Annotated in this window: 10 protein-coding genes and 2 pseudogenes; 8 read left to right on the top strand and 4 right to left on the bottom strand. The window is 66.3% G+C overall.

Annotated features, from left to right (window positions below; translation table 11 throughout):
• Positions 1 to 188: 188 nt before the first annotated feature.
• Positions 189 to 1,381: pseudogene (locus tag ACIQMR_RS37335) on the top strand (IS4 family transposase); the annotation flags it as partial.
• 856 nt (positions 1,382 to 2,237) lie between these two features.
• Here ACIQMR_RS37335 and ACIQMR_RS37330 read toward each other — a convergent pair.
• A complete protein-coding gene (locus ACIQMR_RS37330) occupies positions 2,238 to 5,069 on the bottom strand; it encodes a glycosyl hydrolase 2 galactose-binding domain-containing protein (RefSeq protein WP_401397349.1) in 2,832 nt (943 codons plus the stop codon).
• Between the two features lie 784 nt (positions 5,070 to 5,853).
• Between ACIQMR_RS37330 and ACIQMR_RS37325 the strand changes: the two genes are divergently transcribed.
• Positions 5,854 to 6,111: a hypothetical protein gene (locus ACIQMR_RS37325; RefSeq protein WP_401397346.1), complete on the top strand. Its 258-nt coding sequence runs from the start codon at positions 5,854 to 5,856 to the stop codon at positions 6,109 to 6,111.
• A 152-nt stretch (positions 6,112 to 6,263) separates the two neighbouring features.
• Here ACIQMR_RS37325 and ACIQMR_RS37320 read toward each other — a convergent pair whose 3' ends face one another.
• Positions 6,264 to 7,985, bottom strand: coding sequence for a SulP family inorganic anion transporter (locus ACIQMR_RS37320; RefSeq protein WP_401397343.1), 1,722 nt, complete (start codon positions 7,983 to 7,985; stop codon positions 6,264 to 6,266).
• A 967-nt stretch (positions 7,986 to 8,952) separates the two neighbouring features.
• On the opposite strand from ACIQMR_RS37320, the gene ACIQMR_RS37315 reads away from it, so the two are divergent.
• The 5 genes from ACIQMR_RS37315 (at position 8,953) to ACIQMR_RS37295 (ending at position 18,687) form a co-directional block, all read left to right on the top strand.
• Positions 8,953 to 12,468, top strand: a complete 3,516-nt coding sequence (locus tag ACIQMR_RS37315; protein WP_401397340.1) for a CehA/McbA family metallohydrolase — start codon at positions 8,953 to 8,955, stop codon at positions 12,466 to 12,468.
• Positions 12,469 to 13,622: 1,154 nt separating this feature from the next.
• Entirely contained in the window at positions 13,623 to 14,078 is a 456-nt protein-coding gene (locus ACIQMR_RS37310) for a tellurite resistance TerB family protein (protein WP_401397337.1), read from the top strand.
• A gap of 873 nt (positions 14,079 to 14,951) precedes the next feature.
• The gene (locus ACIQMR_RS37305; RefSeq protein ID WP_401397335.1) at positions 14,952 to 15,137 is read left to right on the top strand and encodes a hypothetical protein; all 186 of its coding nucleotides are present in this window, start codon (positions 14,952 to 14,954) and stop codon (positions 15,135 to 15,137) included.
• A gap of 968 nt (positions 15,138 to 16,105) precedes the next feature.
• Positions 16,106 to 16,891 (top strand): hypothetical protein, encoded by a 786-nt coding sequence (locus tag ACIQMR_RS37300; protein ID WP_401397332.1) that lies wholly within the window; start codon positions 16,106 to 16,108, stop codon positions 16,889 to 16,891.
• 1,115 nt (positions 16,892 to 18,006) lie between these two features.
• Entirely contained in the window at positions 18,007 to 18,687 is a 681-nt protein-coding gene (locus ACIQMR_RS37295) for an alpha/beta fold hydrolase (protein WP_401397330.1), read from the top strand.
• Positions 18,688 to 19,933: 1,246 nt separating this feature from the next.
• Here the strand turns inward: ACIQMR_RS37295 and ACIQMR_RS37290 are convergent.
• Positions 19,934 to 20,242, bottom strand: a pseudogene (locus tag ACIQMR_RS37290) (S8 family serine peptidase); the annotation flags it as partial.
• 832 nt (positions 20,243 to 21,074) lie between these two features.
• Here ACIQMR_RS37290 and ACIQMR_RS37285 point away from each other — a divergent pair.
• Positions 21,075 to 21,404 (top strand): hypothetical protein, encoded by a 330-nt coding sequence (locus ACIQMR_RS37285; RefSeq protein ID WP_401397327.1) that lies wholly within the window; start codon positions 21,075 to 21,077, stop codon positions 21,402 to 21,404.
• 857 nt (positions 21,405 to 22,261) lie between these two features.
• Here the strand turns inward: ACIQMR_RS37285 and ACIQMR_RS37280 are convergent.
• The gene (locus ACIQMR_RS37280; protein ID WP_401397324.1) at positions 22,262 to 23,128 is read right to left on the bottom strand and encodes a hypothetical protein; all 867 of its coding nucleotides are present in this window, start codon (positions 23,126 to 23,128) and stop codon (positions 22,262 to 22,264) included.
• Between the last annotated feature and the right edge of the window lie 2,099 nt (positions 23,129 to 25,227).

Below are 25,227 nucleotides of genomic sequence, written 5' to 3'. Positions count from 1 at the left end.
GCCGACCCGGTCCCGGTCAATGATCCACTGGGCCATGGTCAACTCCATGACCAACCGGCTGACCGCCGACCCGGACAAAGTCGGGCAATACCTCCACCCGAAACCGCCCGCAGCAGCCTGAAACGGCATCGAACACCCTCTATGGACAATACCGGCGGCTTTGGGTCTTGTTGGTCGTTGGTTGTGATGTGCCAAGGCCTGGACAGGTGAGGTCGTCGGGTGAGCGGTTGTCGGACCGGATCGCTCTGGGTGTGTTGACGCGGGTGTTTCCGCCCGAGCTGGTGGATGAGGTGATCGCGGACTGCGGGCGCCGGGAACAGCGTTCCCGGCTGTTCCGGCCCGGGTGGTGGTGCTTTTCGTGCTGGCGATGTGCCTGTTCTCGGGGCAGGGCTACGAGGAAGTGGCCCGGTTGCTGACACACGGCCCGGAGCGGGTGCGGCAGTGGGAGAAGCCGTGGCGGGTGCCGACGACGGCGGCGATCGGCAGAGCCCGCCGACGGTTGGGGCCCCAGCCGTTGAAGGCGTTGTTCGCGCGGGTGTGCCAGCCGGTGGCCGCCGAGGACACGGCTGGCTCCTGGTATCGGCGGTGGCGGCTGGTCGCGGTGGACGGCACGGTCTTCGATGTCCCGGACACCGAGGCGAACAGCATGTTCTTCGGCCGTCCCGGCTCGGGCCGGGGACAGCGCCGCAGCGCGTATCCGCAGGTGAGAGTTGCCGCCCTGGTGGAATGCGGGACGCACGCGGTGTTCGCAGCGCAGACCGGTCCGCGCTGCGTGCATGAACAGCAACTCATTCCCGACCTGCTGGGTCGGCTCGAGCCCGGGATGCTCGTGATGGCCGACCGCGGCATCACCGGTTTCGATTTGTGGAGGGCTGCCTCGGGCACGGGTGCGGACCTGTTGTGGCGTGTCCGCAAGAACATCGCGCTCCCGGTCCTCAAGGCCTTCGACGACGGCTCCTACCTGTCCGAGATCGTGGCCACCGGCGACCGCGGCCGCCGTGATCCGGCCCGGGTCCGCGTCATCGAGTACACCCTCGGCAGCGAGAACGGTGACACGGTCTACCGGCTGATCACGACCATCTGTGACCCGGACCAGGCGCCCGCCACCGAACGGGCCGGCCTCTACCACCAGCGTTGGGCGATCGGAAACACCCTGGACGAGATCAGAACTCACCAAGGCGGCCGTCAGCTGGTCCTGCGCTCCCAGTACCCCGACGGCGTCGAGCAGGAAATCTACGGCTTCTTCCTCGTCCACCACGCGCTGCGGGACGTCATGCACCAGACCGCTCACCAAGCCGGTCTCGACCCCGACCGGCTCTCCTTCACTCGCACCCTTCGCATTGCCCGCCGCCACGTCACCGACCAGGCGGCACTTCCCCCCTCACGACTCAGCCAAGCCCTGACCCGCACCATCCGTGAGCTGCTGGAACGACTCCTCCCACCCCGCAGACGACGCGCCAACCCCCGCGTCATCAAACGCAAGATGACCAACTGGCACCTCAAACACCCCCACCACCGCATTCGGCTGACTCAACGGGGCTACCAGCAGCGTCGTTCTCCATCCCATGCCGGTCCTCGTCCGGTCGCCCCGGCGTACGCCGTCACCTCCGGATGCGGGCGGCTCCGGGCCGTATTCCCCGCCTGCGGGGGCGGTTTGCCCGCATCGACCCCGGCATGGCAAGGCCCAGCCCGCATCAGGGGGGTTCGTTCACGATCAACCTGGCTCCCTCGCTCCCCCGGGTCGCGGGATTCGTCGCTGCCACGAACCGGACTGACCACGAGAGTGGCCCATCGTGAAATCCGCGGTGGGCCACTCTCGTCCCTCAGGGTGAGGCCGGGGGCGAAGGTCTCGTGTCCGGCCACCCACCTCGCAACGTTCGTCTCGGTCTCCGAAGTCCCAGGTGACTTGTCCATCAGGCGCCCAGGTCATCTCCTTGATGCAGACTCACCGTCGCAAGATCGCGTGCCCTGGACGGGCTTGATCCGCGGGGACCGGCCCACACACGCTTCGCTTCACCGTCCTGTCCGCTGGACCGGCCAGCGGACAACGCGCTCCTTCTCCTACGCACCCCCGGGTGGGCCGGAACGTTCGGCCTTGTGTCGGAATGCTCCTCTCGGGCGGGGACATCGATATCCCCGCTCCGCGGTGCCTGGACGATCTCCAGTCGGTCTCGTGGTGCACCGTGTCCGGGGCGGCGGAATCGCCGGTGGAGCAGCTGCGGCCCGCACGCCGGGGCTCACCGCCGGTCGTGGTCGTCGTCCCAGCGAATCGGGATGTGCCCTGAGTCTTTGAGAACGGTGTTCCAGCCGGTGATGCGAAGGCGGGTCCGCTTTCGATCGGGCTCGCGGAAGCGGGCTTGGATGGTCCTGGTCTCGCCAGGCAGCAGGGTGAGGTAATTGTCTGTCAGGAACAGGGGGGTGAGGCGCTCGTCCGAGTGACCGGCGAAGAGCTGAACGCGGACCTGGAACGCGATGACGTCGCCGCGGTTGCGCAGGGTGAGGTCGACGATGGTCTCCTCCTCCCGTCGTCTAGCGTCGGCGTGTGCGCTGACGCGTGCGGGGGCGAGGGCACGAAGGGGGGCGTAGGCCAGATCCGGCTGAGGGCCGGGGGCGTTGTAGAGCCAGTCGGTGTTGTCGCTGATCAGGGCGCCCTCGCTGTCGTGAAGCTGTAGTTTCACCAGGTAGAAGGTATTGAGGTCGAGGACGCTGGCAAGATTGGTGACGACCTGCGGGGTGGCGGCGGGGATGGGGCCGACGCTGAGTGTCTGGGTCTTGTCGTCGTCGATGCGGCCGTCCGCGTCGACGACGGTGATGGTCAGGTTCGCGGGGTCGCTGGCCTGACGGGTGTTGTTGACGACGGCGATGTCGAGGTTGCTGAGGTTCAGTTGGGGGTGGAGGGGCTCGCCGGCCTTGCGGACGCCCCAGTATCCACCTGTCTGTTCGAGGTACCAGTCGTAGAGCTGGCCGCGCAGCCCGGTCCAGCCCGGGGCGGAACGCCAGATGACGCCACCGGTGTACCAGGTCCACATGGCGGCGTTACGGCCTTCGTACATCGCCTTGTACTGCAGGTATTGCGCGGCCTGCGCCTGTTCGCAGAATTCCTCGAGGGTCGCCGGCTGCTCGTAGAGCACGAGTTGGTCTTTCGTGCTGCCGTCACCGTTGAAGAAGGGGATCCACAGGTGGTAGTACCAGGCTTGGTTGGGTGGCCAGGTGTCCACCGTGATCTGCGGAAAGTCTTCCGCGTCGGCCTTGGTCATGATCTCGCGGATGGTTTCGGCGACAGGGGTGCCGACTGAGCCTGTCTCGGGAGTGAAGGGAAGCGGGTTGCCGGCGCTTGTCTGGTGGACGGTCCAGGTGCCGTCGAAGAACTGGCTCGGATAGAGGATCCCGTAGGGGCCGTCGGAGAATTGTCCGGAGGTTCCCAGTCCGGCCGCTGGATCGGTGGAGAAGGAGACGTAGGGGCGGGTCCCGTCCTCCGTCTGGATGAGCGTTGCGAGGTCATTGTCCAGGTCGCCGGGAGGGGGGCCCTCGTTCCCGCCGACCCACAGGCACAGACTGGGGTGGTTGCGCAGCATCCGGACCGTGTCTCGAGCGCTCTCGATGAACAGTTGCGGGTCGGCAGGGTTGTCGGATCCAGTGTTGCAGTCGGCCGTGATCCAGAACTCCTGCCACACCAGCACACCGTACTTGTCGCAGGCTTGGTAGAACTCGGGGCGCTCGCTGATGCTGCCGCCCCACACCCGGATCAGGTTCAGGTTGGCTTGCTGGTGGAGTCTGACCTGGTCATCGTAGTTCTGGGCCGACAGTCTGAGGAGGGCGTCGGCGGCTACCCACGCTCCACCCCGGATGAAGATCCGTGTCCGGTTTACGGTGAACTCGCGTCCTTGCGTGACGGGGTCGACCGCGGAGGAGACCTCTCTGATACCGATCGAGGCGCGGTAGCTCTGCGAGGTTCTGCCGTCACTGACGAGGTCGATGGTGGCCCGATACAGGTGAGGGGTGCCGTAGCCGTGCGGCCACCACAGGCGCGGGTCGTGGATTGTCACCGAGGCGGTCAGGGTGGCCGGCTGACCGGGACCGACCAGGACGGTGTCGCCTTCGACCTCTCGTGATCCCAAACGCGTTCTCAGCCGGGCGGGGAGCGCAGTGGAGGTTGTGTTACGCACGGATGCGCTCACGCTGACGGTCGCCTGCGAGGCGGTTTGCCCTTGCCAGGTAATCGTGGTGGTGATGTGGGGATCGGACTCGAACACGAGCGGCCCGGTCAGACGGAGGCTGACCTTGTCCCAGAGCCCGGTGTTGCGGTCCCGGACGGGCTGCCAGAAATCCCAACCCGCGCTTACCTGGTTAACGACGCTGCGTCCAATGAGTTCGTCCCCGCCCTGACAACTGGATCCCGCAGGCTCGAACTCGCCAGTCCCTGAGCGAGGGTCCCCTGGCGGATCAGGCGGGGTAACCAAGACAGCCAGTACGTTTTTCCTACCCGGCCGCACAACGTTTGTGACGTCCAGCCTGTGACGCAGGAACATACTAGCCAACGGCTGGTCATTGATCTTTAGTCCGTTGACGTACACGTCCGCCGTGTAGTTGACACCCCGTAGGTCCAGAAAGATCCGCCCCGCGCCCCCGCCGCCTGCTTTCCTCGGAACGTCGAGGCCCGTGCGGAACCAGTAGGTGTACTCGCCGATGCCCACTTCCCCGGCATCGGGGATCTTCAGGTTGTTGAGCCCGAAGTACGGGTCGGGGACAAGCCTTCGCTCCGTCAGCGTCGCAAGCACGGTTCCTGGAACACGCGCTCGTACCCATCCGTCCCCGGAGAAGTGCGCCTCAGGGTCGCTCAGGCGTTCACCATCGTCTCCCTGCGAGAACCGCTTCGCCAGCCACCCATCCTCCACGGGAACGCTGCGCGGCTCCCACCACTCGTCGTCAGGTCGCGGCTTGCTCGAGGCGGCAGCTCCGGTACTGCCCGAGCCGGGAGATACCGCGACAATCCCCGCCGAAACGGAGAGCACGCCCGCGGCCCCCAGCACGGACCGTCGATCCATTCCGACTTCCGCGCTCTTCGCCATGTGCCATCCTCTTCTCGCCACGAACCAACATCACCGATCGTCCACCGGCACTGTTGAGACGCCCCGGTCGGTCCGGCCGACACCACGCAGCTCTACACGCATGGAGTACTGCGGCTTCGGTCGCTACAACGCAACCGCCGGATGCGTGTTTCACGTTCGGGTGGGGTGCAAGCGCACAACGCCGCCTGCGGTACAGGTTCGACTTGATCAAGGGGAGGATGCCGGGGCGAGGCCCTCGAAGACGAATGGCCACAGGCTGATCTGTTGAAGACGACCGAGCCAGCCTCTGTTCCCCGGCGGCCCCGGACCGGGTGATGCAGCTCGGAGAGTGCAGACGCCCAGGAACGTAGGAGGCAACCACGCTGACGAGGGCCGGCACGCACGGCGCCCGGTGTCCGAGGAGTCAGCGCCGGATGCGGCCGCCCCGCCCGAGCGTGGGGACGTCCCACTCGCGGGGGCGCCGGCTGTCGCGCTGATAATCGCTGCTTGCCCGCATCCGGCACCGCGGCCGACTTGTCGTGAGCGCTCGCGCAGTGGTGACGGTCGCGGGTGACGCGTCCGGCGGACGTCGGCCGAGGCATTCGGGGTCCCGACAGCGTCGACTCGGTCGCCTCCGGCCACGCGTCCCAAGACATGCGATCGACAAGGGTCGAAAGTCCCGCCGGCTCCGGAAGCCCCATCGAGGGTTCCATACCGGTGGCATGCGCGGGTGCTTTCCCTCTCCGGCAAACGGCTGTCCGTATCCTTTCGACCGCCCCTTCAGGAAGGCCGTTGGGGCTTCGCCATGGCTCTCGCTGCCCGGCTCGAGGTCGGCGTCCAGGTGGAGATATCCGGACAGCAGGTAGCCCAAGCGCTGGACGCCGGAAAAGTCATTATGTACGGATACGGAATTCACTGGTACATAATCCATGGATGCCATGGGAGGAAGTTCGATAATGTCAACGAAGCTGTCCGGGTGACGATTTGCAACCCAAGCGATGGGAGTGAGCACACTGAATTCGTCCACGACCTCAGAGGGCAATTCATCATCGTCGGTCGATGAGTGAGCGGGGTTGTCAGCCGAGGCTGAGCGCGCTCCGTCGGGCCGCAGGCCCGCCTCCTGGTCACCAGGCGTCCTGGTCAGCGGCCGAGTTCGTTGACGCGCGTGTCGGGGACATGCCGTGCTGGACGGGATCTTGCGGTCCTCCACGGCCGTTACCGAGGCTCACCGGTCTCGGTAACGGCGTCGGCGGCGCCTTCCACGCTGGTGTGGACGTGTCCCGGCCCGAGGCCTGGCCCGAGCGGGTGGGCATCAAGAGTGCGACGGGAGTGGGCACGCACTCGGGCCAGGTGGAGGGCGATGGCGTGCCGCGCCAGGTCCTGGCGCAACGCTTCCAGTGCGTCCAGCACGGTCAGGTCGAGGCGATAGCTGGCGCCGAGATCGAGAATGATGGCATCGGGGCGTGGGTCGTGTTCAACGGCCCGCTGGAGGGTTCGCTGCTTGACGCGGTCGGTGTTGCCGAAGAACAGTGCGCCTTCCGGGCGCAGGACAAGCAGGCCGGGAGTGGGGACTGCGTTGGCGTGCTCGGCGATGTCCCCCCATTGTCCGGTGGGGCGATGGCCCAGTACGGACAGGTGTGGTCGGCTGGCCGAGCCGATGAACAGGGCCAGGGACAGGGCTACCGCGAGGAGGAGACCGGGTAGCAGGTCGAAGATCAGTACGCCCAGCAGCGCGGCGGTGGCGACGGCGAAGGCGGCACGGTCGTGGTGCCAGTAGCGGCGCAGTTCCGCGACTCGCAGGAATCTGCGGACGGCGACGATGACGATGGCGGCGAGAACGGGTTCGGGCAGGTCGGTGAAGACGGGTGTGAGGAAGGCCGCGGTGAGCAGGACGAGGGTGGCGGCGATAGCGGAGGTCATCGGGCTGCGGGCCCCGGCGGCTTCGGAGGCCGCTGACCGGGAGGCGCTGCCTGACACGGCGAAGCCGCGGACGAGTCCGGCGGCGAGGTTGGCGACGCCGAGGGAGGCCATTTCGCGTCCCGCGTCGACGCCTTTGCCGTGTCGTCGGCTCAGGCCGGCGGCGATGCTGTAGCTCTCGACGAAGGCCACTAGCGCCAAGCCGCATGCGCCGCCGAGGAGGGTGAGCCATTCGTCGGGCGACACGTCGGGCCATGCCAGGGTGGGCAGCGCGGCGGGCACGTCGCCGACGACCGCAACTCCGTGGTCGCCCAGGTTCCATAGGGCGCAGACGGTGATGCCCAGGGCCAGCACGATCAGTGAGGCCGGCAGCCTGGGCGTGAATCGCCCCAGCAGAAGAAGCGCCAACAGGGCCGCCGCGCCGACTGCGACAGTGGCCCAACTCCAGGCCTCGGCCTGGGACAGTACGCGGATCATGTTCTCGAAGAAGTCGCCTTGACCGGCGGGGACGCCGAAGAGCTTGCCGAACTGGCCCATGATGATGGTTAGCGCCATGCCGAAGAGAAAGCCTACGAGGGCTGGTTCGGCGACGAAGTCGGCAAGAAAGCCCAGCCGGGCGAAGCTCGCGACGAGCAGCAGGACGCCGGTGAGGAGGGCCAGCGCCGAGGACAGGGCAACGGCGTGGGCCGGGTCGCCACCGGTCAGGCCGACGACGGTGGCTCCGGACAGGGCGGCGGCGGCTGAGGTGGCGCCGACGATGAGGTAGCGCGAGGAGCCGAGGAGAACGTAGGCGATCAAGGCGAGGGGGGCCGCGTAGAAGGCGTTCTGCGGTGGCACGCCGGCGATGTGCGCGTAAGCCACGGATTCCGGCACGATCAAGGCCCATGCGATGAGTGCTCCCCGCACGTCACCGCGGAGCTCGGTCCTTTTGTAACCGGGGAGCCAGGAGGCGACGGGCCAGCGTCGCCGGTTGGGGGGCGGTGGCGCGGCGTCCAGGGGAGTGGGGCCGGTGGGCGTCATCGGCTGAGCCTCCGGAAGGCCGGCAGTCCGTGCGCGGGAAGGTCGTGCCCGGGCCGCCTTCGGTGCCGTCGGTGTGTTGGTACGGCGCTTTGGGGGTGTCCGCCATGCCGTTGTCGGGGGCGTGGCGTGTGGCCGTGTGTCGTGGTCGTGTGGGTGGTGCGTCGTGAGGTGCTGGCCCTGTCAGCGCGGGGCGGTGTTCCAAAAGGGGGTTCTGGGGCGGAGTTGGTGGCCGTTGCATGCGTTTCGCGTTGCTGAGGGTGCAACGGGCAAGCCCGGGTCGCGGAGCTGTTCGTCACTGGCGTGTGGCGTGTGGGTTCGGAATCTGTCGAGGTGGGTTCCCTCGTAGCCTCATAGCGCGGGCCGGCTCGGTCATTCATGCGGATCAGATTCACAGTCGCGGCGGAGTCCTGTCAGTGGGCGAGCGCGCCGGGGCGGCCCGAGATCACCCGTGCAGCCCCGTACTCGGTCTGCCGCGGCTGTGTGTGGGCAGGAGGCTTCCGCGCCAAGGCGGACGATGCGGCGGTCTTTCACGGAGCGGCAGTGGATCCCAGGGGGTGAGCGCGCTCGCCCCGCGCGAGCGGGTGTGGGCCCTGATCGGTCCTGGGATCGCGAGATGGGGGACGCGGCCCCGGTTTCAGCGGTCATGATCGGGCTCAACCTCCCGAAGTGACTGTTGTGTCGCTGTCACCGTCCTTTGATGAGGGTCGGTGGCGCCGCCGCTGGGAGCGGCGTGGCCGGGCCTCGGGGTTGTCGGAAATGGTTCGCTCGCCGGTGAAGGCTGCTCGTATGGCAGAGGGTTGGAGGGGTGACCGGAAATGGCTGTTTCGTGTGCCAGCGCGCGAGGTCGACCCTCGTCACGGCAGTACACGTTTTGGCGTGAACATGATACGAATGCGGGCCTACGTTCCCATTCCCCGGAAGGAGCGCTGTGCACCGATTCCGCGAGGACAGTCCCGATCAAGGCGAGATGGGAAGAAACGGCCGCTCGCCGAACGCGCCCGCAAGCAGTCGCCGTGATGTCTTACGCCGCGGCGCGATTCTCGCCGCCGGTGGCCTGGCCGCGATGCTCCCCGCCGAGGTGGCCCATGCCCGGACGATCACGGCAGGTGCCGGGGGTGAGCGGGGCAGCACGGTGACCACCATCCGCCAGGGACGGTCGCCATACGGGTTCGATCAGTGGGCGTACGTCGATTTCCAGGTGCCGGCCGGGGTCGGCCGCGTCTCGGTCAGCACATCCTTTGAGTCGTATGTCGTCATCCCGGGCCTGTTGGAGAACGTGCTGGATATTGGCGTTTTCGCCCCGTCGGGTTTCAGGGGGTGGTCCGGTGGCGCGCGGCGGGACTTCGCTCTCTCGAGTTCGGACGCCACGCCCGGATATATCCGCGGCCAGATCGAACCCGGCAAGTGGTCGGTGGCGCTCGGGCCGATCGTCTACGACCCCAAGGGCATGGGGTGGGAAGTCCGGATCACCCTCGAGTACGGCGAGCCTGCGCAGGAGCCGGTGTTCGCCATGCTGCCATCCGCTGTCCCCGGCCGGGGAGAGGGCTGGTACCGGGGGGACATGCACACGCACACGGTGCACTCCGACGGGAGCTCGGGAATCGCGGAGCTCGTGGAAAGTGCCCGCAGAGCCGGTTTGCAGTTCATCGCCACAACGGATCACAACACAAGCTCCACAGGGCTGTCCTGGAACGGCGAGATTCCCTCGGACCTGCTGGTCATCAACGGCGAGGAGGTCACCACCAGACACGGTCACTGGCTTGCGCTGGGGCTGCCCCAGGGCGAATGGGTGGATTGGCGCTACTCACCGGCGGAAGCGGGAGCGTTCACCCGACGCGCTGACCGGGTGCGCGCCCTCGGGGGCATCGTGGTGGCGGCTCATCCCCTGACGCCGGGGCCTGGCTCGCTGTGGACGTTCGGCTACGACCACATCGACGCGATGGAGGTGTGGAGTGGTCCCTGGACGTTGGACGATGCCGCCACCGTGGCGTGGTGGGACCTGATGATGCGCACGGGCAAGCGCATCGCCGCGGTCGGCCATAGTGACGCGCACGCCGCTGGTGACGTCGCCACGCCGCACACCGTGGTGCACTCCCCCTCACTCTCCCGCGCCGCCATTTTGGACAACGTCCGCCGGGGCAGGTCCTATCTCGCCGAGTCCAGCGAGGTCACGCTCTCCGTCACGGCACGGTGCGGCAGCAGGCAGGCAGGGCCTGGTGACGGTCTCCCCGTCTCCTTCTTCGACGCGGTCGACGTCGCGGCGCGGGTCACCGGGGCACCTGGATCGATTCTCACGCTGCACACCGAGTGGGGGCTCATGGCCGCCGCGCAGGTGGGAGCCAACGGCACCGGTCAACTGGACTGGCGGGGATGGGGAAAGGCGTCGTTCTTCGCGAGAGCCGAGGTGCGCCGGCCCAAGCCCGGCACCACGACGCTCGACCAGATGGTCGCTCTCAGCAATCCCGTCTGGTTCGGCGACCCGCTACCCGGGACGGGCGGGAAGGACCCCGCCCCGCCCAATCCGCGCCAGAGGTTCTTCCACACCGTCAGGGCTGCCGATGGCGCCTGGGCGGATATGGAGCCGACCGGGGCAGGCGCCCTCTCCCCCTTCCTGGGTTCGCAGGCGTCGGTCGCCGGCATGCCCGACGGATCCACTCAGGTCGTGGGCGTCGCCTCCGACGGCAAGCTGTGGCTGACCGTCCGTGACAAGAACGGCGAGTGGGCAGACTGGGAGCAACTGGCCGGCCCCGGGCATCGTGCCGATGACACCTTCCGGGAAGCCGCGATCGCCGGCATGACGGACGGCACGAGCCAGGTACTGGCGACAGGCATGGACGGCACGCTCTACCACCAGACCCGCCGAGCGGACGGCACGCTGACCGGATTCGTGCCGGTGCCGGGAAACAACGGCGCTCAGAACTGGACCGCCGTCAAGGTCGCCGTCGCCGCCATGCCCGACGGGACAGCACAGGTCGTGTCGTTCGCGGGCAACGGCGCCATGTACCTGAGCATCCGTAGGGCCAATGGGGCCTGGAGCGGTTGGAGCCAGGTGCCCGGCGCCCACGGCGCCCCGCTCTTCCACGGCTCCGCACTGGCGATCACGGGTATGCCCGACGGGTCGTCGCAGGTGGCGGCCATTGGCCTCGACGGCCTCCTCTACCACCAGGTCCGCGCCCTTGACGGGTCCTGGGCCGGTTTCCGCACCCCGGCCGGCGTGAACGCCCCCAGCATGGCCGCCAGTTCGACCGCGATCACGGGGATGCCCGACGGCACCGCGCACCTCGTCGTCGTTGGCCTCGACGGCAACGTCTGGTACAGCATCCGCAAGCCCGATGCGTGGAGCGCCTGGCAGCCCCTCGCCGGTCCGCCCTCGGTCGGCCAGTTCGCCGCCGGGCAGGTGCGTATCGCGATCCTGCCCAACGGCGCCGCGCTCATCGTGGCCATCGGGGCACGACGCTCCTCCGGCCCCTACGACCTGGCGTCCATGGCCGACCGGATCGTGCCCTTCGACTACCGCGGCACCGGCATGAAGGACCACCTGTTGTGCTACCGCCCCGGTGTTGGATCCGCCTACATCCTGAGTCCGGGCTCGGACGGCTACCAGGCGATCTACCAGGGCACCGGTCTGGGTAGCTACGACCTGCGCAGCGGCGCCGACCAGGTCGTGCCCTTCGACTTCACCGGCAGCGGCAAGGCTGATCACCTGATCTGCTACCGCCCCGGCGTCGGTACAGTCCACATCGTCAACCCCAGGGGAGCCAAGGGCGGAACGCCCCGCACGGTCCTGAGCCAGACGGGCCTTGGCGGCTACGACCTGCGCTCTTCCCGCGACCGGATCGTGCCCTTCGACCTCACCGGCAGCGGCAAGGTCGACCACCTGCTCTGCTACCGCCCCGGCGACTCGATCGCCTGGATACTCGCCTACAGACCCGGTGCTCCCGGTGACCCCTTCACATGTGTCTCCGCATCCGGGAGCGGCTTCCAGAGCTGGGATCTCCGCAGCCCGGCCGACCAAGTGTTCGCCTGGGACCCCAGCGGCGACGGGAAGCACTCCACCCTGGTCTTCTACCGGCCGGGAGCCAGGACCGTCCACATGTACACCAGCACCGGGGACGGACGCTTCACGAAGGTCTACGAATCCGGCTCCGGCCTCGGAGGATACGACCTGGCCGAGCCCAACGACGTGATCACCCCGTGGCGCACCCCCGACCGCAAGAACGGCCTGATCTGTTACCGCCCGGGCAAGGGCGTCTTCTTCATTATCCAGCCGGACGGTGCCGGTGCCTTCAAACCCGTGCTGAGGAGTACGGGGGGATTCGGCCACTGGGACCTGCGGGTGGCGGCCGACCGGATCGCCACCGCTGACCACTCCGGCGACGGATGGGACGATTTGCTCTTCTACAGGCCCGGCGCCCGGCAGGCCCGAGCCGTCGGCCCGGACGGAACCATCCTGTTCGACTCATCCACCGGTATCGGCACCTAGACCCTCCCGCCGGACGCGGCCGGAACGGCTTTAGACCACACCGCCACGCGGCCCCGCGTCCGTAGCCTTTGCTGGCGCCCTCCCCCTTTCCAGGCAAGGGAGGGCACCAGCTCCGCAACGCATCAACAAGACATCCCCCAGAGCAAGGCACGGTGTCACGACCGTGGTGAAATTCCCAGGAGCGCCGCACGGGCAGGGCGCGTACCCGGATCACTCACGACCGCGGGGCTCACCTGCAGCGAGGGAGCGCCCCGCGGTCCGTCGCGGCGCAAACTGCGTCGGCGCCTGGTAGCGGGATGCGCCACAGCCGGTCAGGGGCGCCTGTGGTGCCGGCACGGCAGCAGCCGCACACCCACCCAGATCTCCCAGACGACGGGCGAGCCGATCACCGCACGGGCACATCCTCGTCGTTCGCGGTCGGGGCACCTGTCGGTGCGCCGCGGGCTACTCGAACCACCATTCACGACCGGCTCACCCGCCCGTGTGGCGTGACCCGTCCCGACCGCTTCCTCAACGGACCGCCTCTCGACCTCCCGATTTCCCACCCCGGACCGAAGGTAGTAGTACCTCTCGCTCCCCGAAAAGCACCCGTATACACATCCGAGTGGCACTGGAATCCACATCCTCGCACCCATATATTCGCGGCGAATATATTCCAGAAGGCTACGGGGTGTCTTGGTGATCATTTTGCTCGCAACATCGGCGCGATCAGAAAAGGATACGCCCCTGCCGCCCGGCAACAGATCGGAAATGTTTTCGCTCATGGGGTCCAGAGCTTGACTCCAAGGCTTCATGATCATCGCGTGGCCGGTCGCCCCGCCAGAGCGTCCGTTGAGATCGGGCCGAGTCCGGGCACAGCGCTGACGACTGTCGCGTCCTCCATGACCCGGATCCCCGGGGGGCACCTCGCCGACCCGGGCACCCGAAGCGGACAACCCCACCCGAGCGCCGGGACCTGCGCCCGCCACGGCGACGAGCCTCACCTGCCCACCCGTGCACCGCACATTTTCCGGTCCACCGGACGCAGCACCGCCGGGCGAAATCGCATCACCCCACCCGAGAATCCGAAATCGGGATCGGCGTCGAATTTTTCCTTGACGCGCATCGCAACCAACGCCCAACGCATAACACTCATACACACAAAGGGAAAAGCCATGACCCTGTGGGACAAAGTAAGAGAATCCGCATCGACGATGCAGTCCCATCTCAATGTCAAGAAGAACGACCTCAAAAGCGGCGCCTTCCGAGACGCCAGCATGGCCATCTGCGCTCTCGTGGCCGCAGCGGATGGCACGATCGATCCCTCAGAACGCCGGCGAGTCGCTCAGCTGATCGCAACCAACGAAGTTCTCCAGAACTTCGTGGCGGACGACCTGCGGCAACGGTTCGAGGACAATCTCATCAAGCTCACCACTGACTTCGACTTCGGCAAGGTCAGCGTTCTCCAAGAGGTCGCGAAGGTCAAGAGGAAACCCACCGAGGCCCGCGCGGTCATCCAAATTGGCATCGTCATCGGCGGCGCCGACGGCGACTTCGACGAGACCGAGCGGGACATGGTCCGCAAAGCCTGTTACGCGCTGGGCCTTCCACCGCACGAGTTCGACCTGTGACAAGGGCCCGGGCACGCCCGGGCCACCTCCCTGGCCCGCAGTTCACCGCACCCTGACGCAGTGGACCGCGGGCCAGCAAGGACGGGCACCCGCGAGGTTGTCCCTCACTCCCGCCTATCGCACGAAGGCCGGCCGGGCCCGAGGGGCGACCAACGCTTCCGGCCGCCAATCGCGTGCAGACGCGCGGTGGCCGCTTCCCGCACGACGACGAGCGCGGCGCCGCCCGCGGAACTCCCGCACATCGACAAGTGGCTGTGACCAGCACCTCGGCCCCTGGCCGCGACGGTGGCCCCGCCGGACAGCCCCCCACCGCTCCTGTAACCGGGGGAGGGGCAATCCCCCGCACACCGAACCGGAAACAGGATCCTCGCTCGAGATACCCCCGCATAACGTCGTACCTGTCGATGGATCGGCCCCGAAAACTCAAAAGGACAAGCTTCAGCCGGAGATCGTCCGCGACATGAGGAGCATGCGCGGCTGCACGGCAACCGCTCGCCCGGGTTCACGCCCGACGGTAGCCAGTCCGAGAGTAGACCCGTACAGCACAGTCCAGATCGGCGAAGACACGGTCGCGGCGAGGTCACGTCCGCGCCAGGGCGGCCCGCTGGAGGGCCCCTTCCGGGTATCCGCGCCAGGGCGACCTGCCCACGGCACGCCAGCGGAGCCCCGAACGGCAAGGCGGCGATCATGCCCCCGTCGGCCAGCCAGCCCCGCCGGGCGACGTGACCGACCCGCACGGAAACGACCTCGCTCACTCGCGGAGCGTCCACGGGGCGAGGCGAACGTGAGCCTCACGGCGGTGAGGCCGAGCACCAGCGGACCGTCCTGAGGATCCCCGGCTCACGGATCACATACAGCGAACAGGAGCGCCCGATGGACTACATAAACCTGGGCAAGAACATCGTGCTGACGCGATCGTTCCTCACAGCCCTGGGACTCCCAGTCGTGGACACCCGCGTGGCCGGCGAGGCCCTCGCCCTTTCCGACACCAACACCGGTGCCGGGGCGCGGGAACCGGTAGACCCGCCCAAAGAGGAACAGCCGAACGGCTCCCTGTGATCACTGGGACAGTACTCCCCTCCTCGACCGCTTCGGCGTCCCCCGCGGGGCCTGGATTCGGCACGACCGGTCCTCATGCGCCGACGGCACCCAGCACAAAGAGCCACCGTCGACCTCACCACGCTGACCGGCAAGCACCTCCGGACCAGGGATCCCTCGGCACCGCCGAGCCGGACTATGAACCGGATCTTTGCCGCACTGCGCGTCACCCTGGATCTCGCCCCGGACCGTCCCCGCACCATGGCCCGTCCGCGTCACCGCGGTCCACGGCGACCAGACCACCTTGGAGGGCCACGCCCGGGTACACGCCTGCGTGGCCAGCGGAACGGGGCACCAGTGCGCCGCGACGTGCCGGCACACTTGCCCGGGCCGTCGGCGACCCGCAACGCCCGATGCTGGATGCCCACCCGGGGACGAGCAACGTCCGCGGCGACCGGCCTGGCAGGAGACCTGGCATCGCTTGAGCCCGCCAGGCGGAACCATTCCCCTGATACCGGACACGACGTCGGTCACGGACCAGGCAGAGGGCTTCCCGAAAGTCTGCCCATTCGTCCGAATGCACTGCTCGTTCCACGTCTCGACCGTGAACTCCCCACTGGCTATGTTCACCGCGCGGGAAAATGCGCCGAATGACTGCTGGAGGCAGAACCATGGTCAGGTTCACCGAAGACGAACAGAAATGCGCACAATTCTACGCGGGCGAGATAGGGGCATGCCTGGAGGAGGCATCCCGCCTTTGCACCGCCTTCGCATCGCGACAGCTCTCCCCAGACGTACACAACTGCCACGGCTCCGAATGCGAAGACCTCTCGTGCCATATAGATCGAATAACCTATCTACTCGACCCATTCGGAGAGGGACACGAAGGTCCACGCGGTGTCGCCGTCTGGCAACACCTGGCGCGCATAGTCGAATTCGTAGCCCGTTTGGCGCAGAGTTTTGAATTTCCACACCGTGATCAAGAGGAGATGCTGGAGGAACTTCGAGGTTTTGTGGCCGAAATCGACGGCTTGCACCCCTGCATCCAGAGAGACAGGGAGACGATGTGGAACCTCGTCGAACGCTATGACACCCTCCGACTGTCAGCCCCTCCAGGATGCACACTTCCGCAATCCGCAGCCCATATGCCTGCACCCCTTGATGCCACCCAGGAGATCATTGACGCCATTCGCGACGAATTCGTCTACATGATCAACCATCTACTCATCGGGGTGGCGCTTCCGGGCTCCCCGGCCATGCGCTACCTGGACGAACACTCGACGACTCCTGGCGACCTGGCCGATCCGCGCTGGTTCACGGCCGATGGAATCGCGAAGGCCATACGAAACAGCGCGTTGGATCTCGGATTCAGTGGCTCCGGGTGCGCGCTTCTCACCCATTGCGTCATCGAGTCCCTGAAGGGGAGTCCGACTGTTCCGTCCACGCTTCCCGAAGCCGGCACGTTCAGCGAATCCATGAGCCGGAGCATGTACGGCGAAGGTGCTCGCTGCTCAGGGAAGGACGAACTGGCGAACCTCATGAACCACACGAGACCGGGTGACATATACCGGGTAAATATTACGGGTCCGGGTCTTTTCGGTCATGCAGTGGCGGTGCTGAGGACAGCCGACGGAGCGCTGTACCTGGACCCAGGTCTTGGCGGCGGGCGGCGGGAAGTGTGCGGGCCCCTCCAGGATGCCGACTGGCTGACCAAATGGGGATTCAACGTCTTTGAAGCGGTCTACGTCGGTAAGGCGACGACACGGTGGCACTGACGGCCGGCCGTGGGCCAGCCCGGAATGCGTGAGTGCACGGACGCGCGGCGCAGGCATATGTGCCCCACCAGGCGGTGGAAACCGCCGCCTCCGGACCATCGCGCAAGGCGGCATAGCCGACACAGCAGACGAATCCATCGCCATCTCGCTCGGACGGACGGCGGGGCCCAAATCGAGCGTGATCAACGCTGTGAACAGCGGCGTCTTCCGCTCCCCCGGCCCTGCCCCCTGCCAGCCGGCGCGGCACTGCTCGCGCACACCGGGGTGCTGTTGTTGCTCTCCCTGCGCGTAGGTGCCCGTACCGCCCTGCTCGCTCTCATCCCGACCGCGGTGGTGTCAGTCGTTCTGCCCCTCGCCGGACCCGGCATCCCGGAAGCCCCGCTGCACACGTACCGCAACCTCTCACTCGGCCTCTTCGCGGCCGCCACCACTAGCGGCACCCTGGTCCGCGCCGTCGCGAGGCGCCCACCAAGGCCTCACGACAGGCCACGACGGCCGACTCCGCCGGGACACCGACGCCAATCCGGACACTGATTGCCGGCAAGCAGGACACACCGCCAGCAATCCACCGCTCTGGCCGAAACCGTCGCTCTCACGGTGGTGCTCCGTCCCGCCGCCCTCCCCATGGACATCTGCATGCCGGAACGAACACAGGAAGCCAGCCTCCAGATCATCCATGACCGCCCGTCGGGGCGGCGCGTGTCCCGCTCGCGGGGACGGCAGGTAGTCCCGGCCCGGGGCACCGGTCCCACCATGCCCGGCCCTTCCCGGGGAGGGCGGCATCATCACGGCCGCCAACGGGCTCTTCCGGACGCCCATCAACTCATCGCCATGAGACACCCCTCGTGGGCACTCCGTGCACGCTGCCGCCCAGACGGCCTCGATGCCCGGCGAGCAGCAGGACACGGTCAAAGTCATGGAACTTGATGTCGGGCGCTGCGAGACAAGGACCGTGGGCGCCCTGTAGGGGTCAATCGGGCAGGCGCCCGTCCCCGCCGACTGCCTGAAAAGGACGGTCTTCCTGCCTGCGTCGCGCAGCACTTGCGGACCACGCAAGGCCTCCGCAACATTCCAGTGATCTTCGTTCTCGTCTCAGATCTGGAGTAAACCGCGAGATGGCCAATGTTGTTCTGGTGCACGGCTTGTGGGTTGACGGGTCGAGCTGGCGCCTGGTCACCGAAGGCCTGCAAGAGGGTGGCCACAACGTCACCGCTGTGCAACTCCCCCACAGCTCTCTCACTGATGACGTGGCTGAGGTCCGACGTGTGTTGGCTCGGCAGGAAGGACCGACCATACTGGTCGGGCATTGCTACGGTGGTGCGGTCATCTCCGGCGCCGCGCACGGGTCCAGCCAGGTCACAGGCCTCGTCTACGTTGCTGCTGCGGCTCCAGCGGAGGGGGAGACCGCTCTCGAGGCTATGAGTCGTTTCTCGCCGGGTTGGCTCCACGCGGCCTTGGCCGATGCGGAGGGCCCTCTCACCCTGCCGCGGGAGCGGTTTCGGGATGTCCTCGCAGCCGACGTGCCCGACTACGAGGCACGTGTGATGGCCGCGTCGCAGAAACCCGTGGCAGAGGCCTGTCTGACGGAGATGTCGGGCCCGGTCGCCTGGCGCAGGTTGCCCTCCTGGTATGTCCTGTGCACGCAGGACCGGCTAGTCACACCAGAAACACAGACGTGGATGATCGACCGGCTGGGGGCCAACCCCCTCACCATCGACGCCAGCCACGCTATCCCCGTCTCCCAGCCCGCCCTGGTCACAGAGGCAATCGAAGGGGCAGCCCGCAAACTCGCCTGAGTCTCCAGGCTCTTGAAACGGCATCGTGTGGGGCGCACACTTCCCCTCAGCAGATGTGGCCACGTGCCCGACGCGTATCGCTCCCACCGGTCAAGATCGGTCCTGGCGGTCCTGCGCCGCCTGCCGTACGCGTCGCGGATCGTCATGTCCGAGATCCGCCCGGACGGGTTCCCGCTTACCGAGCCCGTCAGCCCGCGCAGGAGCCCACCTCCCAAGCCCAGTCCCGTGTCCCCTTGCCCTCAGCGAACTGAGATTGCCCATGACCATGGCTCATGCCCCATCCACAACCCACCGTGTCCCCGGGCGGTCCTGGACCGTCCGCCTGACTGGTCACGGTGACCGATCCGCGACAGTCTCCTGTAGCACCGCCGCGTGCCGGATGCCGTCGCGTTCCCGCGACGTCGGCGGCCTTCGTGTATTCGCCGCCCAGCACGCAGCCGCTCATGCAAGGGCGGCCACTGTCCGGCCCAACGCGGCTTGCCGCTGCCGCACCACACAGTGCGCCGCCCACGAAGATGCCAAGGTCCTCTGCAGCGGGAACGTGGTCTTGATCCTGCGCCACGATCCGGCCGTCGCCCAGGTGTGGACGGTGGAGGAAGTCTGCGCCGCCTGCGCCCCACTGATCTCCCATTCAAGGGTCATCGCCCGCAGCTCGCCGCAACAGCGTGCAGCGTCCCAGGACACGGCCACGAGAACGCAGACTCCCTCCACCGTGCCGACCAGATTCTCCTCACCATTCGAAACCCAGGCTGACGACATTGCGCGACGGCGCCCGTTGCGACAAGGAAGCCGCCACAGGCCACGTGCTGCGCGCGGGGGTCGGGGAGACTGATCCGGCTGGTGCCCCGCCTCTGTGTCTGAACCCGTGCGTACCTCTGCACATGACCAGTACGTGGATACCTGGTCCCACGCAAGAGCGAGCGACCCCCGACTACGCCCTGGCCACTGGCGAGCATCCTTCGCGCCCACACACCCGCCCATCGGTCACGGCCCGTCCGATGACTCCGACCTCGACCGGACCCATCGCCTGTCCTGGCACGCCGGGCTGGGGCACCGACCGGTGCGGCTCCGGTGACGTGCCGGCCGGTCGCCAGCCGTACTCGATCAAGTGGACTGTGCCTGCCTTGTCGATGACGCCATGGCACATGGGCCCGGGAGGTTGTTGTACCCGTAGCGGCACAGGGCGACCAAGTACGCGGATCCTTCGATCACAGCGTGGTGGGATCATCGCACCATTGGTTGGGTCTCACGGGCCTTTGTGGTTGCGGGGGTCGGTTTCGTCGCTGACCTCGGCGATGTTGGACGCGTTGGCGCCGTCGTTGCCCGCCGCGATGGCGTAGGTGACGCCGGAGGCGATGGAGTTGCGTACGGCGGTGTCCAGCGCCGTGTCCACGCCGCCGCCGAGGCTCATGTTGGCGACGGCGGGTTTGACGGCGTTCCGCGTCACCCAGTCGATGCCCGCGACGACCTGCGCGGTGGTGCCGGAGCCGGCGTTGTTGAGCACCCGGACGCCGACGACCTTGGCCTTCTTGGCGACACCGTACGAGGATCCGGCCCACCGTAATCTGCGGCCCACAGCGGGCCGGCATGAGGAACTTGGACGCACGGGTCACCGTGTCCACACCCCCCTTCCGTTCGGTTCGCATCGATCAAGAGCGCTTGGTGTGCGTCACTGCGCCGGAGCTCAACCTCCCTATCCCGCACCGTCCGTCAGGTCGTCCTGACTGTCACGCGCGCTTGGCGCTCATCACGAAGGATCGGCGCGCGATCTTCGATGACGGCATGCTGGGGTGGTGCGAAGAGGCCATGCTCGAGGTGCGCGCGGGCTTCCATCTGGAGTTGCATGAGTTCAACGGAGCGGCCGTTCACGCACACTTATCCCGTCCACCACTCACAGAAGGTGGCCCCGTCGAAGCTGATCAGCTCACTCACAGACATCAGCTCCCGACGAGTACACCGGCCGGATCGACCACAACGGCATTGGCTGGGTGCCCGGGTGCTCTCTTACTTCGCCTGACGGTGACTTTCGACTCCGGTGGCCGTCCGGATCCGGTGTCGCAAGGTCGGGCAACACGTGCCGGAGTGCGCCTCCCTCCACGCGGCAACGTTCGGTTACATGGTCTTCGCCGAGGCGACTTCGCCTCGCGCCCGAACTCAGTTCCCAAACAGCTGACTGGGTTGGTCGGTTCATGAGTCCGGTCAGCCGGACAGGTCCCCTTGACACATCGTCAACCCATGGCACAACCTCCAATGAGAGGGAAGCTCACCTGTTTTGAATCAACCATCCGCGTTAGACCATCAAGCCATCGAGTCTCGTCCGGAGTACCCCCTCGACAACTCCGTTAATTTACAAGGCCTTTATCTTGCCGGTTCTATAGTTTTGTTCCATGGAAATCTTCCAGACAGCGAATCCCGTAATCACCAATCTCCACTGGGTTTCTACGCCGGGATGGGGAGGCCAGGAGACCCATCTACTCCAGGTTTCCGCAGATGAGGAATTCACCCCTGGCGGAACGTACTTTCTCTACAACCCGGAAACCAGGCAGCCGGCCGGGTACTTCCTCGTCGGCGGCGATATGGGCCAGCCGGTCACCGACAGCTGGGAAACGACTGCATTCTACCCCGATTTGGAGGTACATAGCGTGATCGAAGTGCGCTACGGGGATGTCCACTGCCCGGATAACGCCAGGGTGGTAGCCCGCGTGTCACGGTACTGAAGTTTCGCGAGGCTACACAGCACTCCGAACAGTCGTGGGCCAGGGCAGAGTTCAGAATTCGAGCGATCCCGAGGCCATAATTTCGATACATTGAATTCATAGTTGAAGCTCCGTTGAGGGAAGCCGCTTCCCAAGGGCCGCGCCCTCAACGGAGCTTCGACGCTTTCCCGTCCGGCGCCGGCGCTTGCACGGAACCTGGACGCGCCGGCACCCCTGATGCCGTCGGTTGCCACCGATCGCCGGCAGGTAGACCTCGAGAAGGCCGCCGTCCACCGGCCGCCGCCGTCGTCCGCCGCACGTCCGTCGAATCCGTGACTCTGCCACCCCTCGATGGGGGTGGCTTCTCGTTGTGCCGGTTGTGCGTTGCGACGGACCGGTCCGGTCTGAAGGGTCGGCCAGATCCATCGATGGATCGTGGATGTCGAAGCGAAGACCTCCGGCTCCGGCGGATCTTTGTCAACGGTCCCGGCCGGGCCTCGACGCCGTCGTCGTCGGACTCACACAACCCCACATCTGGGGCGTTGCCGAAGCCCCACCAGGGTCAGGATGCAAGCGGTGGATACCCGGTCGGGCGGAGCTGACCTGCTCCGCGGACGTTGCTGCTCGACACGGTGGCAAAGCGTTCGTGACGGTGTTTCCGGTGGACATCGATCACGCGGATACCCCGGCCATGGGCAGGACACCCCACTGCTCGACCTCGACGGGACGGCGCCGGCGGATGGCTGGACGGAGCAGCGCCTGCCGTGACGTGGCGGGCCGCCGTGACGTTCGCCTGCGGGTCAGGGCCCGGTGGCGAAGTGCGGGTTGCTGAAGAGCGCGGGCCCGCTCTCTTCAGCAATACATCACGAGAACACGCATCAGGCCATGTCGTGGTTGAAGTACCAGCAGTGCGCAGAGGGGTGCCACCGAAGTTCACAATTGGCGTAGTTGTATATTTCAGTGCCCTCGTACCAGGTCGGCACGATCACGCTGCAGTATCCACCACGCGCTCGATTCAATGTGACCCCGGCAAGATTGACGCGCGCCGTTCGTATCCATCTGCCATATCCCCATACTCTTTTCTCGATCGGGTTTCGATGGATGCTGCGGACGGCAACGGCGAAATCTGCATCCGGACCGACGACGACATTATTGTCGAGTTCGCGATCCAAGGTTCCGGAGGACCTTTGCGCGGCGCGGCGTGCGCCGAATCGAGTTGTGGCATGCAGCATGGAAACGTTGTGTGATCTGTCGATGAGAGGAACTGCTTCGATGAGCTCCCCAAAAGAAATCGCCCATTCTTCGGCCAACAGTACGTCGCTCAGATCTGTTTCCGCCAGCGCTTCCGACACACGCTGCAGTGTTTCATCACTGACGCGAGCAAGCCCTGAGCGGCACAGTGGGCACACGGGCAGCGGGTAGGCTCCGATCTGGCCTTCCAATGGACCGGAGCCCGCGTTGGTCGGGCTGAACCATGACCACGTCAGCCCCAGAAGGCATTTCGCGCACAGCTCATGTTGCTCACACGAAAACAGGGCGAACAGAGGACGTACCTCCCCGCACAGCGGACATTCGCCGCGCGGTCCCGTTGCCTCCTGGATCATTATCGTCACTATTGAATCCTTCTTCTTGTAATTTTGAATACTGCCGGGTGTTGCGGACGATGCGGCCGGAGTCTTGAATAGAGCTCCACTCGCGTAATGGAAGCCCGCTTCCAGCGGGGAGAACATGGGGATCTCGCCCATGGATTTTTGAGTCGCGGGGAGCCTTCGTGCCCGACCGCCTCGCCGGGGCACCGCCCGAACGCCACCCGAGTCCCGAATGGTGACGGGTAGCGGGAGGTGAGTCGTGGCAGCCGTCCCGACCTCGCCGAGTGGGGCGGGAGAGCGCTCGCGGTCAGCCGACTGCTCACGCGGGGACAACCTGAGGAGTGCGGCTTCCGATGACGGGCTCGCTTCCGCCACCGCCACGGCAGTTCCCACGGCCGGTCGCGAGGTCCGTGCCGTACCGGGCCCGGCCCGCCGGTGAACTCTTTGGGCGCGCCGGCCGTCACTCGGAACATGTCAGGGCTCGGCACTGGTCTGTTCCGAAGTTCGGACAGGAATGTCCCCTCGGCGCTTCGGCTCCCAGGCCTGTTGGGCGCGCTGGTCACCCGCCGGTGCGTCGTCTTAGCGCGGTGCCGATGACCGCCGCCGCGGCCTCACTCGGATTCTCCGGCGTGCTGGCCGACGGAGGGGATCCGGCTGGTGGGTCACACGCAAACGGATCCGGTCGACGTCCACGGATGGCGCACTCACCGACTGTCCAGATTGAAGTACCAGCAGCGTGCGGAGTGGTGCCATTGAAGTCGGAAGCGATGCCAACTGCAGTACCCTCTCCCGAAACTGGCGTACCAAATTGGCGCAACGACGTCAAAGTATCCTTCCCCTTGTTGGGTGAGCGTGACCTTCTCGAGGTGAATGCGGGCGTCATCCTGCCATCTGCCCCAACCCCACACTATTTGCCCTATAGGATTTTTGGAGATGCTGTCGACCGCATCGACGAAAACCGCGTTTGGACCGACGGAGGAGTTCGACCGTATTGCGTACCCTTGCAGAGTCCGCAGGGTCTGAAGCCGCGTCGGAACAGCCTCAGCGTCACGCGTGTCGATCAGCTGGGTGACGTCGATCAGAGGAATTGATTCAATCAGTTCTCTGAATGGGACTTCCCATTCTCCATCTGCCAATATGTCACTCAGGTCAGCGTCTAGCAATTCTGTCGAAATTTTCTGTGCTGTTTCCTCGCTGACGTCGAGATCCCCTCGGCACAGTGGGCACACGGCTCGCGGGTAGTAGGCGACTTGTCCCTCCGATCGTCCCGATCCCGCGTTCGTCGGGGAGAACCATGACCATGTGAGACCCAAAAGACACTTGGCGCAGAATTTGTGCCCACCCCATTGTTGTCTCTCACATGCGAAGAGTGCGAACAGTGGACGGTCCTCCCAACACAGGGGACATTTCTCGTCGATCAGTCCAGGTTGTTCGGCGGCCATTTCCATCCTTGTGTCCCTCTTCTTCGGTCGTGGTTTTGATGCCATCTGGGTGCGGGCCACGGCCGGTTGACAGGACGGACAACCGTGAGGTGGATCTTCGCAGCGAGGGAGAACATATAAAGGTTCTTGCGCCGGCACGCCTGCTTCAGGGGAGTCTTCCCACTCGCCTGCCCCATGGGGCATCAGCGCCATGCGCTGATGCCCACAGCAAGGAAGCGCGCCTGGTCGGGGGCGACGCCGGACGGGGCCCTGTGAGGGCGCGGCCTTGCACTACCGGCAGAGCCGCGCAAGGCCCGGCGAGCAAGGGCGACGCCGCGATCCCTCCACGCGCGCGGAGACCGCCCAAGGCCGACAAGAACATCCAGGTGACCCCGCGGAGCGCCCTTCGGTCAGCGTCGCACCTCCGCCCGGCCTGGGACCGGCCACACCCATCCGGTGCACGGCTTGTCCGGGCCCACGAAGCCTCGTCGGAAGCACATCAGGAAGAACCAACTCCGCGCTCGACTGCAGCACTTCGTCAAGTGATCCAAGACCACCCAAGCCTATAAGAAGGTGAAATATACGCAGTCATGGCTCTTGTGAGTTCTATATGGATCAGCCAGTCTTTCCAGACGGCTGCGGCATGGCGACTCGCGGGCACCCACCGCGTTGCCATTGTCATGTGCCTGCCGAAATCCCCCACAGCAGCGCACCACCATGAGGAGGACCCCTCCATGTTCGTGATGCGTAATTCGCGGCGAAGACTGTCCGCGGCCAGCGCCATAGCCGTCGCCGCCCTGGCTCTCGGCGCCGCGTCCGCCCTTCCGGCCACCG

Origin of the sequence: Streptomyces sp. NPDC091376, assembly GCF_044757085.1 — a bacterium.
Classification (GTDB): domain Bacteria; phylum Actinomycetota; class Actinomycetes; order Streptomycetales; family Streptomycetaceae; genus Streptomyces; species Streptomyces pratisoli.
The sequence above is the reverse complement of the archived record's forward strand: the minus strand, read 5'-3'. Positions and strand labels throughout refer to the sequence as shown.

Excerpts from the sequence above, each read along its gene's own strand:
- ACIQMR_RS37330 (WP_401397349.1), bottom strand. The coding sequence starts at position 5,069 with ATGGCGAAGAGCGCGGAAGTCGGAATGGATCGACGGTCCGTGCTGGGG.
- ACIQMR_RS37325 (WP_401397346.1), top strand. The coding sequence starts at position 5,854 with ATGGCTCTCGCTGCCCGGCTCGAGGTCGGCGTCCAGGTGGAGATATCC.
- ACIQMR_RS37320 (WP_401397343.1), bottom strand. The coding sequence starts at position 7,985 with ATGACGCCCACCGGCCCCACTCCCCTGGACGCCGCGCCACCGCCCCCC.
- ACIQMR_RS37315 (WP_401397340.1), top strand. The coding sequence starts at position 8,953 with ATGGGAAGAAACGGCCGCTCGCCGAACGCGCCCGCAAGCAGTCGCCGT.
- ACIQMR_RS37310 (WP_401397337.1), top strand. The coding sequence starts at position 13,623 with ATGACCCTGTGGGACAAAGTAAGAGAATCCGCATCGACGATGCAGTCC.
- ACIQMR_RS37305 (WP_401397335.1), top strand. The coding sequence starts at position 14,952 with ATGGACTACATAAACCTGGGCAAGAACATCGTGCTGACGCGATCGTTC.
- ACIQMR_RS37300 (WP_401397332.1), top strand. The coding sequence starts at position 16,106 with ATGCTGGAGGAACTTCGAGGTTTTGTGGCCGAAATCGACGGCTTGCAC.
- ACIQMR_RS37295 (WP_401397330.1), top strand. The coding sequence starts at position 18,007 with ATGGCCAATGTTGTTCTGGTGCACGGCTTGTGGGTTGACGGGTCGAGC.
- ACIQMR_RS37285 (WP_401397327.1), top strand. The coding sequence starts at position 21,075 with ATGGAAATCTTCCAGACAGCGAATCCCGTAATCACCAATCTCCACTGG.
- ACIQMR_RS37280 (WP_401397324.1), bottom strand. The coding sequence starts at position 23,128 with ATGGGCGAGATCCCCATGTTCTCCCCGCTGGAAGCGGGCTTCCATTAC.